Source organism: Dietzia sp. B32 (assembly GCF_024732245.1).
In the GTDB taxonomy this organism is placed as follows: Bacteria; Actinomycetota; Actinomycetes; order Mycobacteriales; family Mycobacteriaceae; genus Dietzia.
The window spans coordinates 866435-883540 of sequence record NZ_CP093845.1 but is presented as its reverse complement, the minus strand read 5'-3'; the positions used below and the strand labels follow the sequence as shown (position 1 = coordinate 883540).

13 protein-coding genes and 1 pseudogene are annotated in these 17106 nt (G+C 69.6%); 6 read left to right on the top strand and 8 right to left on the bottom strand.

Going from position 1 to position 17106, the window contains the following annotated elements; translation table 11 throughout:
• Positions 1 to 22: 22 nt before the first annotated feature.
• Both L8M95_RS04190 and L8M95_RS04185 read right to left on the bottom strand, forming a co-directional pair.
• Positions 23 to 871: pseudogene (locus L8M95_RS04190) on the bottom strand (HAD-IC family P-type ATPase); the annotation flags it as partial.
• Positions 872 to 1035: 164 nt separating this feature from the next.
• Entirely contained in the window at positions 1036 to 2265 is a 1230-nt protein-coding gene (locus L8M95_RS04185; RefSeq protein ID WP_260488198.1) for an oxygenase MpaB family protein, read from the bottom strand.
• A 45-nt stretch (positions 2266 to 2310) separates the two neighbouring features.
• On the opposite strand from L8M95_RS04185, the gene L8M95_RS04180 reads away from it, so the two are divergent.
• From L8M95_RS04180 to L8M95_RS04165, 4 genes are all read left to right on the top strand, one after another.
• Entirely contained in the window at positions 2311 to 2904 is a 594-nt protein-coding gene (locus tag L8M95_RS04180) for a TetR/AcrR family transcriptional regulator (protein WP_260488197.1), read from the top strand.
• Between the two features lie 92 nt (positions 2905 to 2996).
• Entirely contained in the window at positions 2997 to 3746 is a 750-nt protein-coding gene (locus L8M95_RS04175) for a lytic transglycosylase domain-containing protein (RefSeq protein WP_260488196.1), read from the top strand.
• Positions 3747 to 3937: 191 nt separating this feature from the next.
• Positions 3938 to 5779, top strand: a complete 1842-nt coding sequence (locus tag L8M95_RS04170; RefSeq protein ID WP_260488195.1) for an ABC transporter ATP-binding protein — start codon at positions 3938 to 3940, stop codon at positions 5777 to 5779.
• 29 nt (positions 5780 to 5808) lie between these two features.
• The gene (locus tag L8M95_RS04165; RefSeq protein WP_396119744.1) at positions 5809 to 7614 is read left to right on the top strand and encodes an ABC transporter ATP-binding protein; all 1806 of its coding nucleotides are present in this window, start codon (positions 5809 to 5811) and stop codon (positions 7612 to 7614) included.
• Positions 7615 to 7700: 86 nt separating this feature from the next.
• On the opposite strand, the gene L8M95_RS04160 is transcribed toward L8M95_RS04165, so the two are convergent.
• Entirely contained in the window at positions 7701 to 8402 is a 702-nt protein-coding gene (locus tag L8M95_RS04160; protein WP_260488193.1) for a hypothetical protein, read from the bottom strand.
• A gap of 57 nt (positions 8403 to 8459) precedes the next feature.
• Here L8M95_RS04160 and L8M95_RS04155 point away from each other — a divergent pair, with 57 nt between their 5' ends.
• Positions 8460 to 9713 carry an alpha/beta hydrolase gene (locus tag L8M95_RS04155; RefSeq protein WP_260488192.1) on the top strand — a complete coding sequence of 418 codons (1254 nt, stop codon included), beginning with the start codon at positions 8460 to 8462 and terminating at the stop codon, positions 9711 to 9713.
• Positions 9714 to 9735: 22 nt separating this feature from the next.
• Here L8M95_RS04155 and L8M95_RS04150 read toward each other — a convergent pair whose 3' ends face one another.
• Positions 9736 to 10584, bottom strand: coding sequence for a hypothetical protein (locus L8M95_RS04150; protein WP_260488191.1), 849 nt, complete (start codon positions 10582 to 10584; stop codon positions 9736 to 9738).
• A gap of 160 nt (positions 10585 to 10744) precedes the next feature.
• Between L8M95_RS04150 and L8M95_RS04145 the strand changes: the two genes are divergently transcribed.
• Positions 10745 to 11257, top strand: coding sequence for a hypothetical protein (locus L8M95_RS04145; protein WP_260488189.1), 513 nt, complete (start codon positions 10745 to 10747; stop codon positions 11255 to 11257).
• On the opposite strand, the gene L8M95_RS04140 is transcribed toward L8M95_RS04145, so the two are convergent.
• From L8M95_RS04140 to L8M95_RS04125, 4 genes are all read right to left on the bottom strand, one after another.
• Complete coding sequence (locus L8M95_RS04140) at positions 11248 to 12147, bottom strand: alpha/beta fold hydrolase (RefSeq protein ID WP_260488187.1); 900 nt, start codon at positions 12145 to 12147, stop codon at positions 11248 to 11250. The genes L8M95_RS04145 and L8M95_RS04140 overlap by 10 nt on opposite strands.
• The gene (locus tag L8M95_RS04135; RefSeq protein ID WP_132061785.1) at positions 12144 to 12539 is read right to left on the bottom strand and encodes a hypothetical protein; all 396 of its coding nucleotides are present in this window, start codon (positions 12537 to 12539) and stop codon (positions 12144 to 12146) included. Before L8M95_RS04135 ends, L8M95_RS04140 begins: the two co-directional genes overlap by 4 nt.
• A 1233-nt stretch (positions 12540 to 13772) precedes the next feature.
• Positions 13773 to 15500 carry a DEAD/DEAH box helicase family protein gene (locus L8M95_RS04130; protein WP_260488184.1) on the bottom strand — a complete coding sequence of 576 codons (1728 nt, stop codon included), beginning with the start codon at positions 15498 to 15500 and terminating at the stop codon, positions 13773 to 13775.
• Between the two features lie 467 nt (positions 15501 to 15967).
• Positions 15968 to 16969, bottom strand: coding sequence for a nuclease-related domain-containing protein (locus tag L8M95_RS04125; RefSeq protein WP_260488183.1), 1002 nt, complete (start codon positions 16967 to 16969; stop codon positions 15968 to 15970).
• Positions 16970 to 17106: the final 137 nt, after the last annotated feature.

Here is a 17106-nt window from a genome sequence, read left to right as displayed (position 1 = left end):
ATAAGGTCAAAACACCTCAAACTTACAAATAAGCCGTTATTGCCTCATTTGTCTGATTGAGGCGGAGAGGCCTCACGTGCCGGCGTCCCTGCCCCTGCCCCTGCCCCCGCCACCGCGGGTGGCGGGGGGCGTGCGCGCCGCCCGCAGCCCGTTGAGGATCACGACGACCTCGGCGACCTCGTGGATGAGCACCACCGCGGCGAGACCGAGGACGCCGGTGACGGCCAGCGGGACCAGGGCCGTGATGAGGACCAGAGAGAGGACGATGTTCTGGTTGATGATCCGGCGGCCCCGCCGGGCGTGTGCGAGTGCGCGGGGCAGGAGCCGCAGGTCGGTGCCGGTGAAGGCCACGTCGGCGGACTCGATGGCGGCGTCGGATCCGGCCGCGCCCATGGCGATCCCGACGTCTGCGGTCGCGAGCGCCGGGGCGTCGTTGATGCCGTCGCCGATCATCGCCGTGGGCCGGGACCGGGCCAGTCCGGCGACCGCGTCGGCCTTGCCCGCGGGCGAGAGGTCGGCGCGGATGTCGCCGATGCCGGCCTGCGCGCCGAGAGCGGCCGCGGTGCGCGGGTTGTCTCCGGTCAGCATGCTCACGCCGATGCGGTGGTCGGCCAGGGTGGCGACGACGACGAGGGCCTCGGGCCGCAACTCGTCGCGGATGCCGATGGCGCCGATCGGGCGGCCGTCGCGGTGGACCACCACCACGGTCATGCCCTCGTGCTCGAGGGCCGTGATCTGCTCGGTGAGCTCCCCGGTGGCGAGCCGGCGCGGTGATCCCACGGTGATGAGGTGGCCGCCGACGGTGCCGCAGGGCGGCGGAGGTGATGGCGGAGGCCAGCGGGTGGGTGCTGTGGCGCTCGACGGCCGCGGCGCTGAACTATCTGCCCGGCCTTGCCATCGACAAGACAGTTCGGCACACCCCCTTCTCGGGCGATGTGTGCCGAACCGTCTTCTGGACGCGGCGGCGGGGGGCGGCATCGACGGCTGGGGCCCGCCTCGACGGCGGGGGACGAGCGGGCCCGTCTCGGGCCGGCGTCAGGCGGTGGCGGGACGGCCGATGTCGGGCCGGGAGTCGCCGAAGGTCTCCTTGCGCTCCCGGGCGCGGACCTTCTCGCCCCACGACTCGAGCCGGGCTCGGCCCCACGGCGTGCGGTAGCGCAGGGTGTTGAGCGGGACCAGGTAGGCGTGCGCCCACGGCGGGCGGACCGGTAGGCCGAACTCGTGCATCGATTCGCGGCCGAGCAGGACGGTGAGCATGCTCAGCAGCCGTTCATGGCCGATCCGGGCCCGCAGGCGGGGCAGCGGCCCGCTGCGGTGGCGGCGTCGCTGCGACTCCACCAGGGCCTGCGTGAGCTTCGGTCCGGCCTCGGAGATGCCGGCCTGCGACAGCAGGATGTGGTAGTTGACGCGATGGCGTTCGCGCTCGCCCTCGACCAGGTAGTGGTCGGCCACGCCCATCAGCCAGCCGACGTAGCGCCACATGTGCATCACCGCGTCCGAGTCCTTGCGGCTCACCGCCACGCCCAGGGTGCGCACCCCGAGCAGGACCACGGCGTCGAACAGGCCGAGGGTCGAGGCCAGGTCGCTCTGGTTGATGGGCAGGCCCCACCGCTGGCTGTCCCAGCGCGGCTCCATGGCGTTGTTGACCACCGCGTGCATGGCCCGAACGTGACCGGTCAGTCGCCACGCCTCGCCGCCCGGCCGCAGCCCGTCCGGGATGGACAGGGACATGGTCCAGTGGCTGGTCTCGGCCAGCCGGCGCAGCGTGGTCTCACCGGTCAGGCCGCCGGTGGCCACCAGTAGATCGGTGGGGCCGCCGAACCGGTAGCCGCCGATGAGGGACAGCTGCAGCAGGATGTCGGCGGCGTTCTGGCCGAAGCGCAGGTAGGCCTTCTGCCCCCGCTCGATCTTCTCCCAGTCGACCCAGTCCGGGGTGTTCTCGAGGTGCGCGATGTAGTCCCGCAGGATCTGAGGCGCGTCGTCGGGCAGGCCGGCCGAGCCGGAGTGCAGCGCCTCGTCGAGTTGGCGGCGGGTCACCGCGCCGGGCTCGCCGGACCGCAGCCGCATGGCGCGGGCGAGCTGATCGCCCAGATCGTCGCGCTCGAAGTAGTCGCGACCGATCCTGTCCATGAGCTTCTCGTCGAGGTGGCCCACGCCGGCGATGGGCTTGAGGGCGCGGCCGAGGCGACGGCCACGCTCCTCACCCTCGCGAAAGCGCTGGGGGTACGGCATCACGGCGGCTGTCTTCTCGGACGTAACAGTCATGCCATGACTATGACGCGAGTTTTTACTCGCATACAATTCGCGTTCATGAGAAGGGTGCCCAAGCAGGCGAGATCCCGCGCGATGGTGGAGCGGATCGTGGAGGCTGCTCGCGTTGTGCTCGTGCGCGACGGCTACGAGTCGTTCACCACCAACCGCGTCGCGGACGAGGCGGAGGTCAGCCCCGGCTCGCTGTACCAGTACTTCCCGGACAAGTCCGCGCTGGTCGCGGTGGTGATGGACCGGTGGTCGGCGGAGATCTCGGACCGGGTCGCGGCGTCGCTCTCGGCCACGGGCCCGGTCGACGTGAACAACCCGGCGACGGCCCGGTCGATCGCCGACGCGCTGCTCACCGCGCTCGAGGCCGACGCCGGACTGCTGCGCATCATGTGGGAGGAGCTGCCCGCGGTGCGGCACCGGGCGGCCCAGCACGCCCTCGAACAGCGGGTCCGCGAACTCCTGGCGGTCTACCTCGCCGCCGCCGGGGCCACGACCGGGGATCCCGCGGCCCGGGCCTGGGTGATCGTCATGGCGGTGGAGAACATCGCCGTGCGCTGGGTGCTGGACCGCCCCGCCATCAGCCGGGACGCACTGCTCGACGAGCTCACCGCGCTGGCCGGGGGATTCGGCGGGCGCGGCTGACCCCGGCACCGGACGCGCGAGGCGCCGGCCCGCCGGGAATCGGGGGATACCCCGACGCGCTGCCGGGCCCCGCTCGGGCAGACTTGAGCGCGATGCCCACCCTGACCCCCCGCGCCACCGCGAGTCTCGCGGGCCTGGTCGCCGTTGCCGTGTTGTCGTCGTCGTGTTCCTACGGGCCCACCCGCGAGGCGCCGACGCCCATCCCCCCGGGCATCCCGCCCGCCGCCGGTGCCCCGGTACCGACGATCGACATCAACGCGCCCGGCCGCACCTCCGACCAGCTGCGCGAGTGGGCGGCGGGCCTTAACGAGCCGATGAATATCCCTGTCGCCGCGCTCGCCGCCTACGGGAACGCCGCCGAGACCATGCGGCAGACTCGGCCCGAGTGCAATCTCGCCTGGACGACGCTCGCCGGGATCGGGCACGTGGAGACGCGGCACGGCCGGTACCGCGGGGCGTCATTGAGTGACGACGGCTACGCGCTCCCGCCGATCATCGGCATCAAACTCGACGGCTCGCCCGGCTTCGCCGACATTCCCGACACCGACGGCGGCGAGCTGGACGGCGACACCGAGAACGACCGGGCCGTCGGGCCGATGCAGTTCATCCCCGAATCGTGGCGCAAGTACGGCGTCGACGCCGACGGCGACGGGCGCGCCGATCCGAACCAGATCGACGACGCCGCCGTGTCCGCCGCGCGCCTGCTGTGCACCAACGGGGGAGACCTCTCGCAGGCCGAGAACTGGCAGCGGGCCGTGCTCGCCTACAACGCGTCGCGCGAATACGTCATGGACGTGCGCGACGCGGCGGCCGCCTACTCGGTGGGGACCACGGCGCCGTAGGCGGGCGCAGTAGGGGGACGCCACGCTGGGGACTGCCTCACCCATCGGGATGCGACTGACCTACGGGGCCCCGCAGGTGAGGCGCAATCCGACAGGTGAGGTGTGGGCGCCGCTGCGCGGGCCCCGCGAACTACGCTGCTGAGTCGGCCGAGTTTGCAGGCGAGATCACCAACGGCGGGAGTCCCACACCCATGTCAGCACCGATGTCGACGCGCCGGCAGTCCGCGGGCGCCCCGACCCCGGCGGATGCGCCGACCACCGCCAACGGGCTCCTGCTCCGCGCGGTCCGGCGCCGCCGGCACCTGGTGGTCCCCGGCCTGGTGCTCATGACCCTGTGGCAGCTGTGCGAGGCGCTGGTGCCCATCGCGATCGGTGTGATCGTCGACGTCGCGATCATCCCGCTCGACCGGTGGGCCCTGCTGTGGTCGGTCGTCGGGCTCATCGCGCTGTTCACCGTGCTCAGCCTCGGCTACCGGTTCGGCGCCCGGATGAGCAACCGGGCGCTGCAGGAGGAGGCGCACGATCTGCGGGTCGAGGTGACGCGGGTGCCGCTGACCCGGCGGCGCGCGATGGACGGTGCGAGCTCCGGAGACGTGCTCTCGGTGTGCTCGGCCGACGCCGACGTGGCCGCGTTGGTCTTCCGGCAGATCGCGCTCGGCGGGTCGGCGGTGATCAGCATCGTGGGGATCTCGGTCTACCTGTTGTGGACCGACTGGCTGGTCGGGCTCATCGTGCTCATCGGCGTCCCGCTCAGCCTGGTGCTGGTGGCCCTGCCCAGCCGCGCCATCTCCCGGCACAGCACCGCCCAGCAGGCCGCGATCGGGCGGGCGAGCAGCCGCGCGACCGACATCATGGCGGGCCTGCGCGTGCTCAAGGCCGGCGGCGGGGAGCGCTGGGCCGCGGAGCAGTACCGCACGGCGTCCGAGGAGGCGGCCGCGGCGGGGATCGTCACCGCCGAGCGGACGGGGCGGGTCCAGGGGATCGGCTCGCTCGGGATGGCCGTGGTCCTGGCGCTGGTCCTGCTGGCCGCCGGTTACCGGGTCCTGGCGGGGGAGATGGAGATCGGCACGCTCGTCTCCGTGGTGGGCGTGGCCGTGTTCTTTGAGGAGCCGGTCCGGATGATCACCCAGATGGTGTCGATCTCCGCCCGGTCCCACGGCGCGGCGCAGCGGCTGGTCGACCTGCTGGGGTCGGCGCCGGTCGACGACTCGGGCGACGAGGTCCCCGCGGGGGCGCGGTTGGAGGTGCGGGGGCTGGCGCTGCCCGACGGCCGCCCGCTCGACCTGGAGGTGGCCGAAGGTGAGGTCGTCGCGCTCGTGGCCGATCAGCCCGCCGCCGCGAACGCTGTCACCCTGGCGATCGCCGGGCACGGCGACGGGGCCGACGCCGTCCTGGTGGGCGGGCACCGACGCAGTCACCTGGCACCCGCCATCGCCGAGCATCTCGTCGCCGCGCCGCACCGAGTGGACCTGTTCGTCGGCACCATCCGTTCCAACATCGCGATGAAGCACGTCGGCGCGGGGGACGACGACGAGCTCGGTGGCCCGGGGGGCGGCGGTTCGGGACATGGCGGCCCGGGGGACGACGACGAGCTCGGTGAGTCCGGTGCCAGTGGCGAGGCCGCCACGCCGATCTCTCATGAGGTCCTGCGCGCCTCGGCCGTCGCGGAGATCATCGAGCACCTGCCCGACGGGCTCGACCACGCGGTGCAGGAAGGCGGGCGGAACCTCTCCGGCGGTCAGCGCCAGCGGATCGCGCTCGCCCGCGCCCTCCACGCCGACCCGGACGTCCTCGTTCTCCACGAACCGACCAGTGCTGTCGACGCCGTCACCGAGTGGGAGATCGCCCAGGCCGTCCGCCGACTGCGGACGAGTCGGCCGCGGCAGGCCACGCTGATCGTCACGTCGTCGCCGCCGTTCCTCGCGACCGCCGACCGGGTCGTCCACCTGCCCCGCAGTGGCGAGACGCGCACGGGCACCCACCTCGAGCTGCGCGAGGCGTCAGCCTCCTACCGGACGGCGGTCGACCGATGAGCACCACCGAGACGGGGGCGACCCGCGAGATGACGAACACCACCACCGCCACCGCCACTGCCGCGGACGGCCCGGACGCGGCAGGATCCTCCGGCGCGCTGCCGCTGGCGACGGGCCGCGAGTCCCTGGCCGTCCTGTGGCCGCTGCTCCGGCAGCGGCGCGGATACCTGGCGCTGGTGTGCCTGGCCGGGCTGATCGGATCCGTGGCGGGACTCGTCGCGCCGTGGGTGATCGGCCGGCTCGTCGACGACCTGCCCGGCAGCGAGGACTACACCGCCGTGTGGATCGGCGCGGGCGCGATCGCCATGGCCGGCATCGTGGGCGCCGGCTGCACCTGGGCCGGCCAGGCCTGGCTCGCCCGGCTCACCGAACCGACCGTCGCCCGTCTGCGCGAGATGGTGATGGACCGCTCCCTGCGCCTGGGCGCGGCGCAGATGGAGACGACCGAGACCGGCGACCTCGTCTCGCGCGTCGCCGAGGACGCCCGCGAGATCAGCCAGGCCGCGACCGCCGTGATCCCGCTGGTCGTGCAGTCGGCGTTCACGGTGATCGTCTCCGGGGTCGGGCTCGCGACGGTCGACTGGCGGCTCGGGCTGGTGGGGCTGCTCGCGCTGCCGATGTACTGGACGACCCTGCGCTGGTACCTGCCCCGGTCCGGCCCCATCTATGCCGCCGAGCGCGCCGCCTTCGGCACCCGGGCCAGCCGTCTCCTCGGCGGGATCTCCGGATCTCGGACCCTGCACGCCTACGACGCCCAGGACTCCGAGCTGGAGCGGATCACCGCCGCCTCCGCCCGCGCCCGGGACCTGTCCATCCAGGTGTTCCACTTCGTCACCCGCGCCTTCAGCCGCAACAACCGCGCCGAGGTCACCGTCCTCGGGCTGCTGCTGGTCGTGGGGTTCTTCCTCGTGGACTCCGGCGCCATCACCGCCGGTGCCGTGACCACGGCGGCGTTGCTGTTCCATCGCCTGTTCAACCCGATCGGTGCGCTGGTCGGCATGGTCGATCAAGTCCAGTCCGCCGGGGCCTCGCTGGTGCGGATGGTCGGAGTCATCACCATGCCCGTGCCCGAGCGCACCGCCACGCTGCACTCCGCCGCCGCCGGGCCCGGCCCGCTCGAGCTCACCGGCGTCACCCACACCTATGGAGAGGGTGCCCCGGCGCTCATCGATGTGGACCTCACGGTCGCGCCGGGCGAGGTGGTCGCGGTGGTCGGATCCACGGGCGCCGGCAAGAGCACGCTGGCGTTGGTCGCCGCCGGCTCGGTGGTTCCGACGCGGGGGAGTGCGCGACTGGGTGGGGTCCCGCTGACCGACGTCGACCCGGTGGAGCTGCGGCAGCACGTCACGATGGTCTCGCAAGAAGTGCACACCTTCGCGACCACCGTGGTCGAGAACGTCCGCGCGCCCCGGCCCGAGGCCGGCCTCGCCGAGGTGCGCGCCGCGCTGGAGACCGTCGGCGCGGACTGGGTCGACGACCTGCCCGACGGCGTCGACACCCTCATCGGTGAAGGCGGACATGCGCTCGACCCCATGCAGAGCCAGATGATCGCGCTGGCCCGCGTCGAGCTGGCCGACCCGGACGTGGTGATCCTCGACGAGGCCACGGCCGAGGCCGGGTCCGCCGGAGCCCGCCGTCTCGACGCGGCCGCCGCAGCGGTACTCCGCGACCGGGCCGGTCTGGTGGTGGCGCATCGGCTGAGCCAGGCGGCGGCCGCCGACAGGATCCTGGTGATGGACCACGGCCGGATCGTCGAATCCGGCACGCACGACGAGCTGCTCCGGGCGAACGGGCGGTACGCCGAACTCAGTCGGGCGTGGTTCGGGGGCGCGTGACGTAGGCGTGCGTCGGTGGCGTCAGCGACAACGACGACAACGACAACGACGACGACGAGGGCGATCGTTCGAACCGGTCGGCGTCCTCAGAGCCCGCGGCACAGCGCGAGGAGCCGCCGGGCGGTGAGGACGGCGAACACCGACCAGGGCAGCAGCGAGGCAAGGGCGAAGGCGAGCCCGACCGCGCCGACATTCGACGGCACCGCCATGAGGACCGCGGCCGCGAGACCCCACACCGCGGTGGCGCGACTGAACACGGCGCTGCGGTAGATGAGAATGCCGAAGATGAGCAGGGCGGCGAAGTTGAGGACGTAGTAGACGTCGAAGGCGGTGCCCGTCCACGTGGCGAGCATGCCCTCCCCGGTCGCCAGCAGCGCCGCCTCACCGGCGGGGCCGGCCTCCGCGTAGGCGCGGGCCAGGTGGAGCATCTCGATCGGGCGGGGAGAGGACATGTAGGCCGCCATCCCGATCCCGCCCAGCCCCAGCGCGATCACGACCGCGGACCGGCTGTCCCGCCACAGCACGACCGCCAGAGCGGCGTAGAGCAGGAGGGTCAGCAGATTGCTCACCGGGTAGAGCAGGTCCAGCATGAGCAGCCCCGCGACGGGATTGTCGGCGAGCACGAGGAAGAAGCCCTCGACGGTGTCCGGGGGAGGCCAGAGGAGGTAGACGATGATCTGCACCGCGATGAGCCCCACGCTGGCCAACGCCGCCCACGCACCGGTCCGGACGAGACCACGCCAGCTCCGGACGTCCGCGCGGACTGCGGCATCGTCGATCGGCGTCATCGCGGACATCCACTCTGTCGGACTCGTATTGTGTGAAGTGTAGGCGGAGGAGTCATCGTGACCAGTCGCACGCGGGAACCGAAAGGCCGGGCCCACGCGTGGGTCACCGCGGCCGCTGTGGTCGTCGCCGTCGTCGTCTTCCTCCCCGTCCTCCTGTTGCCCCTGACCACCTCGGTCCCGATCTGGGCGTGGCTTCCTCTGCTCGTGCTCGCCGTGGCCGCGCTGGTCTGGCTCGTCGTCGGGCGCCGACGCCGATGGGTCAGGCCGGCCGCGGTAGCAGTGGTGGCCCTTGCCGCGATCGGGGCGGTCGTCGCCTCGCAGACGCTGGCGGTGACGCCGCCGATCACCGGGCCGGACGGCGAGCGGGTGCCCGGCAGCATCGCCTCGATGGAGAAGGTGGAGCTGAACGGCAGCGAGCAATGGATCACCATCCGCGGCCACGACGAGTCCAATCCGGTACTGCTCAACCTGGGGATGGGCGGGCCCGGGGGCGGTGGGTTCTTCAACTCGAGCGAGTTCCGGCCGCTGGAGGAGCACTTCACGGTGGTGAACTGGGATGAGCCCGGAACCGGCAGGTCCTACGGCGCCGTGCCGTTCGACGAGCTCGACCGGGAGCGGTTCGTGGACGACGCCACCGCCCTCACCAACCACCTCCGTGAGCGGTTCGGGCAGGACAAGATCTACCTCTACGGGGTGTCGTGGTCGAGCATCATCGGCATCTGGCTGGTGCAGGAGCATCCCGAGCTCTTCCATGCGTTCATCAGCAGCGGTCAGATGGTCAACACAGGCGAGAACGATCGGATGGGCTACGAGCTCGCTCTGGCACACCTCGAGGAACAGGGGGAGACCGGGCGAGCGGAGAAACTCCGTGAGAACGGGCCGCCCCCGTACCGCGGCGACGCGGTGGTGTGGCCGTACGTGGACTTTCTCGACGTCCTCAACGAAATCATGGGGGTTCCCCGCTACACGCTGGTCGTGCCGCTGCTCGGGTTCCTCGTGCCCGAGTACGGCTACGTCGACACGGTCAACCACACCCGCGGTCTGATCAATTCGTTCAACGCCGTCTATCCGCAGCTGGAGAACCTGGACTTCGTCGAACAGGCTCCGGTGCTCGAGGTGCCGGTGTTCTTCTTCGTCGGCCGTCACGACGTCAACGCGATGCCGAGCCTGGTGGAGGAGTACGTCGACGTGCTCGAGACGCCGGAGAAGGAACTGATCTGGCTCGAGGGTGCGCACGGGCTCGGCAGCGCGGCGAACAAGGACGTGTTCGTCGACGTGATGCTCGAGCGGGTGCGGCCGCTGGCGCAGTAGGCGGCTCAAGCGGGTCCGGGCGTCACGCCTTTACGCGGCTCGGGGGAGCGGTCGAAGGCTTGCCCATCGAGTGCACCAACCTCCAGAGGACCACCGCCGACGCGAGGGCGACGGTGCCGATAGGAACGACAACGGGCCACCCGGGGTCTTCCCCTCGAGCCTGCGCCACGAAGGGCGTGACCAGGATCGGCAGGCTGGTCAGGAGCAGCCAGACCAGCGACCCCGGGGCAGCGACGACACCCATCCGGCGACCTCGGAGCAGGAGCACGCCCACCACGCAGACTGCCGGGAGGAAGAACGCCAGGTCCAGGACGTGGACCGGATTGGTGGGGACCTCCCAGGCGGTCGCGCTGGTCGAACCCCTCCCGCTGAGCAGGTCGGGCACGATCTCGCTCAGCCACAGCAGAGCGAACGCCAGCGGGACGACGACGAGGAACCACCCCGACACCCGCACCGCGGTGCCGCGGGGACGAGTCGCAGAAGCCGAACCGGCGAGGGAGGCCAGACTCCCGGCGAGGGCGAAGACGGCCATCCCGAGCACCGCCACCCAGAGGAGGAACAGCGGACCGAAGTGGATGGAGAACGCGTAGATCGCGTAGTTGTAGGCGGTGAAGGCCAGGAAGCCGACGAGGCAGAGTCCCGACGTGACCGCGCCCCTCCGGGCCGCCGCGGCGAGGACGACCGTGAGCGGGGCGACGACGACCAGGTTCACCAGATCCTGGGCGAGGACGGCGACGACGAGCTCGGTGGTCTCGTCCCCGTAGAGACGCTCCGGCATGAGGAAGCCGAGAATGCTGCCCACTGCGGACAGGACCGCTGCCGACACCGCGAGCCAGGTCCACAGTGCCGGTAGCCGAAGCGGCTGGTTCATGGGCAGACCCTTCCGATGATCGTGCGGGGTCCGGTGACGTCAGTCCAGCTCGTCGCGGCTGTTTCTCACTCGATCCTCATCATTCACCGCGCCTGCCGGGAGCACAATGAGGTCCAGTCAGCCGACCCGCTCGTGCAGGCAATTCGGAAGGAGCGCCGCTGTGACCTCCAAGCGCCCATGGGCCGCGTATTCGCTCACCGCCGGGATCGCGATCTGGACGGTGATGGCGTTCGGGGGCAGCGTCGGCCTGAGCTTCTCGCCGGACGGGTCCGCCATGGGCTTCGATACCGCGTGGCTAAAGAACACGCCCTTCGGCGACTACTTCCTCCCGGGCGTGGTCCTCGGTCTCCTCGGCCTGGGTGGAGCCATGCTCACCGCGCTCCTGGTCCGAGGCCTGCGTGCGTCGTCGCGGCGGGGGAGGCGTCGGGGCGGCCCCTCGAGCTGGCAGTGGTACTTCGCTGTTGCCGTGACACTCGCCCAGCTCGGGTGGATGGTCGGCGAGATCGCCCTCATGTGGACCCCCGTCGCAGCGCTCTCGTCGGAGCAGAAGACGTTCTTCTACGGGTTTTGGTGGGTGTTCGGCCTGCTGAGCGTCGCGAACCTCGGGTTGGTGGTCGCGCGGCCCACTCGCCGCATCCTCGGAGGCCCTGGCGGACGGGGACGTCAGACCTGACCCACGCCACCGAGCCGCAGGAGATCGTCGAGGATCTCCGGGGCCTTCTGGATGAGGGAGAGGTGCCCCTCGCCCTCGACCAGATGAGCCTGGGCGCCGGCGACGTTCGCCGCCAGCCATTGTGCGTGGGCGAACGGCACCATCGCGTCCAGCCGGCCCTGCCAGATCGAGACCGGAACGGTGATCTCCGGCAGGTCGAAGCCCCAGGGGCGGGTGTGGGTGAGGTCGTCGTCGCGCCATCCCACGATGCCCTGATGGCCTGCGGCGTTGACCGAGGCGGCCAGGTACCCGGCGAGCTCCCCGTCGAGCGCGGCGCGGTCCACCGGCGGGGCGAGCGCGCCGAGCCCCGCGGCGACGTCCTCGGCGCTCACGGTGAAGAACCCGGTCTGGGTCTCCAGGAACTCCTCGAGCGCCTCGACGCCGGTGAGGGCGGCCGTGTACTCCGCGACGTTCTCCTCGGCCATGCCGTCGCGGATGTCGCCGTTGTACTGGTCTGCCGGGGCGATGCCGACGCAACAGGCGGCCGCCAGACATCGCCCGGGCAGAAGCGCTGCGCAGGCGAGCGCCCGCGGTCCTCCTCCGGACCAGCCGATCGTCAGAAACTCGCCGACGCCCAGGCTGTCGAGGACTGTGGCGGTGTCGGCGGCATCGTCGGCGACCTGCGCTGTTGTCGGCCCGTCCCCGCGCGGGGACGACGACCCGTACCCGGGCCGCGAGTAGGAGATGACCCGGAGCCCGAGGTCTGCTGCCGCGCGTTCCAGGGTCGGGAACGGCACCGCGCCCTGCGGCGTGCCGTGGTGATAGACGAGCGGGAATCCCTCGACCGGACCCGTGTCGCGCACATCGAGGTCGCGGCCGTCCTTTGTTCGAACAATCTCGTGATGGGTCACTGTTCACCTTTCGCAAGCAGCCGCCGCATGCCACCGCGAGCGAGCATTAGTGCCACGATGAGGGCGGTCACCGCGACGAAGCCACCCAGTTGGACGGCGTCGCCGAAGGCGAGGGCGACCAGCTCCAGAACCAGGAACTTACTGCCCGGCAGCACCAACACCAGCGCGGCCACGTTCACGACGCGAACCGGGAGCGTCCTGTCCGAGCGGATGCGACCCACAAGCCCTTTCTTGACCCGCAGCACGATCTCCAGGACGACCTTGAGCAGGACCGCTGTGAGAAGCGCCAGCAGGAACGTCTCCGACAGGACCGCGGGGAAGAGCTGGATGAACACGCCCAGGACGACGAGATAGGCGAGGACATCCACGAGGTCGATGGGACGAAGCCGCACTCTGGGAGTCTATCGGCCGTGCCGTCGGGTGGTTCAGCGATATTGGGGCGAAAGTCTGGTGCCGGCCAGCAGGTCGAGGTGCAACTATCGGCCGCGGAAATGCGTCCACCCCAAGCGGGGCCGATATCGGAGAGGCGGACGAGTGCCGCCGGGGTCCGATCACGCCGGTTGTGGGAAGGACCACGTAGGTGACGACGAAGAGGGCGTTCGCTGAACCTGTCTGCGTGTCGTGACTGGCACCCGAGGACGGTGAGCGCTCAGTTGGTCATTGTCCGCGAGTTCGACGGACCGCCCGACGGATTCTGACGCCCCATGGCGCTCGATTGAGCTTGATCGGCCTGTCTTCGGATACAGAGGGCTGGGGCCAGTCCCAGTTGCCAGAACGGATGGCTGGGTACGAATGCACGGTGTGCTCGGTGGTGTTCCCGGCCCCGTCGGTGATGCGAATCGTAGAGCAGAGGTGGACGTACCACGCATTACGCGCATGCGTGATCCCGTAGGTGGACCAGTTCTTTGTGTGCTCACACACTTCGAATTCCGTGGAGGGAGGCCAGATCGCCTCTACAAGCCACGAGTCGCTGTCGGGGTCGTTTGAGTGCAGGTGCAGGTCCCCGTCGATGTCGCTGTGCAGTCCGTATGCCATCAGGGTCTCCTCGGGAATAATTGTCGCGGTGTTAAAAGTGCGCCGGATTCCCCAAGCGTGTCACCGGGCAGCCCTGCGCGGATCCGAACGGAGACGTACTCCTTTTAATCTCGCGGTCGATCAGACGTCATCACATAGCCGAGTGATTCCAGCTGCGCAGCAACCGTCGCGGCGCCACCAGAGAATTCGCTCGCCAATAGTGCGGAGCGTCCCGCGAGAAACCCATGCGCGGCACCCGCTATAGCCTTCGAGTCGTAGTGCTTTCCATCTCGAACTAAGTAATAGTCTCGTGCCTTCCCGAAGCCATACTTGTGCAAGAACGACTCACGCCCCAATCGGTCGAATTCGCCGAGCGCGGCGTCTACTGCGGGGCGGGTAATATCCGACAAGGGCATCTATGGACAGTAGCGTTCCCAGCGTAATGGGCCGGTGACTATCAGGTTTCCGAGTACTTTCAAGCCACTTCACAGGATCGCCTCAGACCGGGTGAGCTGAGCTCTCTCGGAGCGGGCCATGACGGAAACGAGTTCGGCATCGGTGAGGCGCACCGAGGCAGCTCGGTGCAGCGCGATCGAATCGGAAGCGGCGTCTTAGCCGAGCTCGTCCGCCAGTCGGACGGCGGGGATCCAGTCGATACCGAACGCCCGGGCCACCTCGGAGAAGGTGGAGGCGTCCGCATCGGTGCTGGTCGCCGAGGCGATGAGACGGGACAGCATCACCGTCCCGGCCCGCTCCTCGATCGTGCCGGCCGCCGCCAGAAGCGACCAGGCGCAGACCTGATGGTTCCGGTGTGCGCGGCCCATCGTCTGCTCCGCCAGCAGCCCCGAGTAGCGGGCCTGATGGAAGAAGCCCCTGCGCGGGGTGGCGGTCGCGAACGAGCCGTCGGCGAACTGCTCTCGGGCCTGCAGGTTGATCGCGGTGGGCGTGTTGAACACCACCACCGGCGCCTCGCCCCGCTGGAACCGCATCCGCTCGGACTCGGCCTGCGGGTTCGAGCCATAGATCCGTGCGACCGGGATCCCGTCGGCCTCGAGCATCTCGGCCACAGGGTGAGCGGCGGTGGACACCATCTCGGTGGCAATCAGAACCTGGTAGCCGCGCTCGAATTCGGCCTTCGCCGCCGCGACCGTGTGCTCGACCCGGATCATCGACGCCTTCTGACGCAGCCTCACCAGTGCGGCCAGCCCGCGGGCGACGTTGTTGCCCGTCCGGGCCAGCTGCATCTCGCGTTGGAAGTCGCCCCACTCCAGCTCGTAGGCCCGCCACTGGTCCGGGGTCAGCTCCACCAGGTCCACATCAAACGGAGGCGGGCCCCACGGCGCTGACCGGGTGAGCATCAGCGGCGGCTCGTGCCGCAGCAGGATGTCGCGCACGTCGCTGATCGCGGCCTGCTGCGTCGGTAGCGAGTCCTTGGCCTCCGCGGTCCACGTCCACTTGCCGTACGAGGTCTCCAGGGGCACGCCCCGCTCGGACAGGGCCCGCCCGAAGTCCGTCCACGCGGCCGGGGAATCGCCGTGGACCTGCGCATACAGCGACGACAGGTATCCCCATTCGCCCGGGTGATGGCCCGGGGTGGCGGTGATCGACAGCACGAACGGCGCCTTCTCGTGCGGGCCGTCCATGCGGGTCAGACGTCGCATGTAGCTGGTGCGCTTGCTGGCGTGCCGGAACTGGTGGGCCTCGTCGATCACCGCGACGTCGACCTTGAGCCGCGGGCGCCCGTTTCGCGCCATGAGTTTGCCGAGGCTGTCGGAGGACATGATGATCCACCGGAGGCCGTCATCGCCCAGCGCGGCGATGGTGCGACGCCACGACGGGATGGTGATGCGGGCCGGCCGGTCCACAGTCACGAGGACCGTGTGTGCGCCGCGCATCTTGGCGATGGCTTTCGCCGCGGCCACCGCCACCAGGGTCTTTCCGGTGCCCACATCGTTGGCCAGGTGGACCTGCCGAAACTGCTGCTCGGCAGCCGCGACGATCGCGTCCACGTCCGTGCGTTGCTCCGGGCGCAGCGTCATCGGTGCGGCGGTTGCGCCCGGGCCCTCGCTGCCGTTGAGTTCGTCCTCCAGCCACCGCAGGTAGGAGTACGGCTTGCTGGCGTAGGCCTCAAGTGCGCTCGGCAGGGTAGTTCCGACGTAGGCGTGCGCGGTGAGTGACTTGTAGTAGGTCACCCCGGCCGGTATCCCGCCGTCGAGCCCTCCCCAGGGGAGCTCCAGCAGCCACACCCGCTGGCCGGGAGGGATCGACGGAACCGCAGGCGTCGCGCTGATCTTCTTGGTCGCCTTCTCCCGCGTGGAGCCCGCCTTCTTTGCTGCCATCGACCGCGAGGAACTCGTTTTGCGCCTGGTCGTGGCCTTGCGCGAGGACCGGGCAGCCATCAGATCTCGCCGCCGTTGCGGGCGGCGGCGAGGGCAAGTGAGTCCACGGTGTTCTCCTGGGTGGTCCCGGCGGGGTCGGGCTCACTCTAGGGGCCGGGTGCGTCGACGCCGGTTTCCGCTGGTGGGCGCCCCGCCGAACCGCTGGGGCGAGCGTGGGGAACCGAAGTAAGGCCGCGCGTTCCGGGTGAAGTTCATGACGATCACGACGACGACGCGGGTCCGCCGCGGCCAGAGTTCTTGCTGCGGGTTGGTTCGTATTCACGCAGGACCTCGTCGGAGGCGAAGAATTGGCATAGTTTCCCGACAGGGGTGATGAGTATGCAGAGCCGGAATAGTGAGGACGTAGTCAGGCTTGCGACACTTCGTGCAGCAATCGAGCTGGGCTGGGATGACTTGGAGGCGGGCCGCTACGTGGATGTGGGCGACTCGGACCTTGACGACGCTATTGCGGACATCGGCGCGCGAGCGTGACGACCGACGTTTGATGACTGGAATGACGTGCCGCCGGACGCGTCTTCTGAGCACGCGTCGAGGATGCTTGTCCACTTGTGTCTGTGAATTCCGGTGCCGGTTGTATCGGTGCTCAATGGTGCCAGGACGCTAACGATCGAATCGACATTGACTCGAGCATTTCCCGCGGTCTGCGTGGACATGATCGTGCGGCCCAGGGCCGGGTAGGTACTCACGATGGCAGTCTGGTTGTTGAAGTCGGCGTGGTGTACCTTGCTGTCGGGGTGGCAGTAATACACGCAGGTATTAACCCATGGCGGTGTGATCCCACGCGTCGTGAGGAAAGCGCTGAGTCGTTGCGCCTGAAGACGCGCTTGACCCGCCGGGCTCGACGTCCTGAGCCTTACGTGGTCATCTTCGCGGTACAGATGCACTGCTTGCTGGCGGGTCAGGTCCCCGACGAGATCACCGAACAAGATGTGCAGCGCATCAGATTGCGCGCGGAAGTCGACCCCGTCGAATACGGCGTACTTCCAGTACTTGCTCTCCACAATCAGCAGGCCGCGTTCAGTCACCACGAGGTGGTCGACTTGAGCGTGGAATACCTTGCCATCAGCTGCCTCAGGTGGTCTGAACAACACGTTCGACATGACTACCGCGTCAATCCTGGCTTCACGGCACGCCGACAAGATATGCGCGCGAGATGTTCTCTCCCCGGCTGAGAGTTGAAGACGTGAACGGATCTGACGGTAGAAGTCATGCTCGTTCGCAATAGCGCGACTATGCGCTGCCCGTGCCTCAGAGAGCGTCGCTGAATGCCGCTGCTCAGCCTGCGACAGTTCCGTGGAGATGGCCGTGAGTTGTGCCTGCCATCTCTTCTGAGCACTCGCATGCCACAAGACTCCCAGGACGATGGCCGCAAGGAGCCCGAGCGTCAGGAGCGGAAGAGTTTCTGTCACTGGACTTTCCTCTCATCGAGTTGATGCCCGGAACATAGTTCACGCGCGCAGTGCTTATCCGCGGTTGTGCGACTTTGGACTCGGGGGGAGGTGTCGCCGGTGGGCCCGCCGGTCCACCCCCCGGCCCAGCCTCGGCC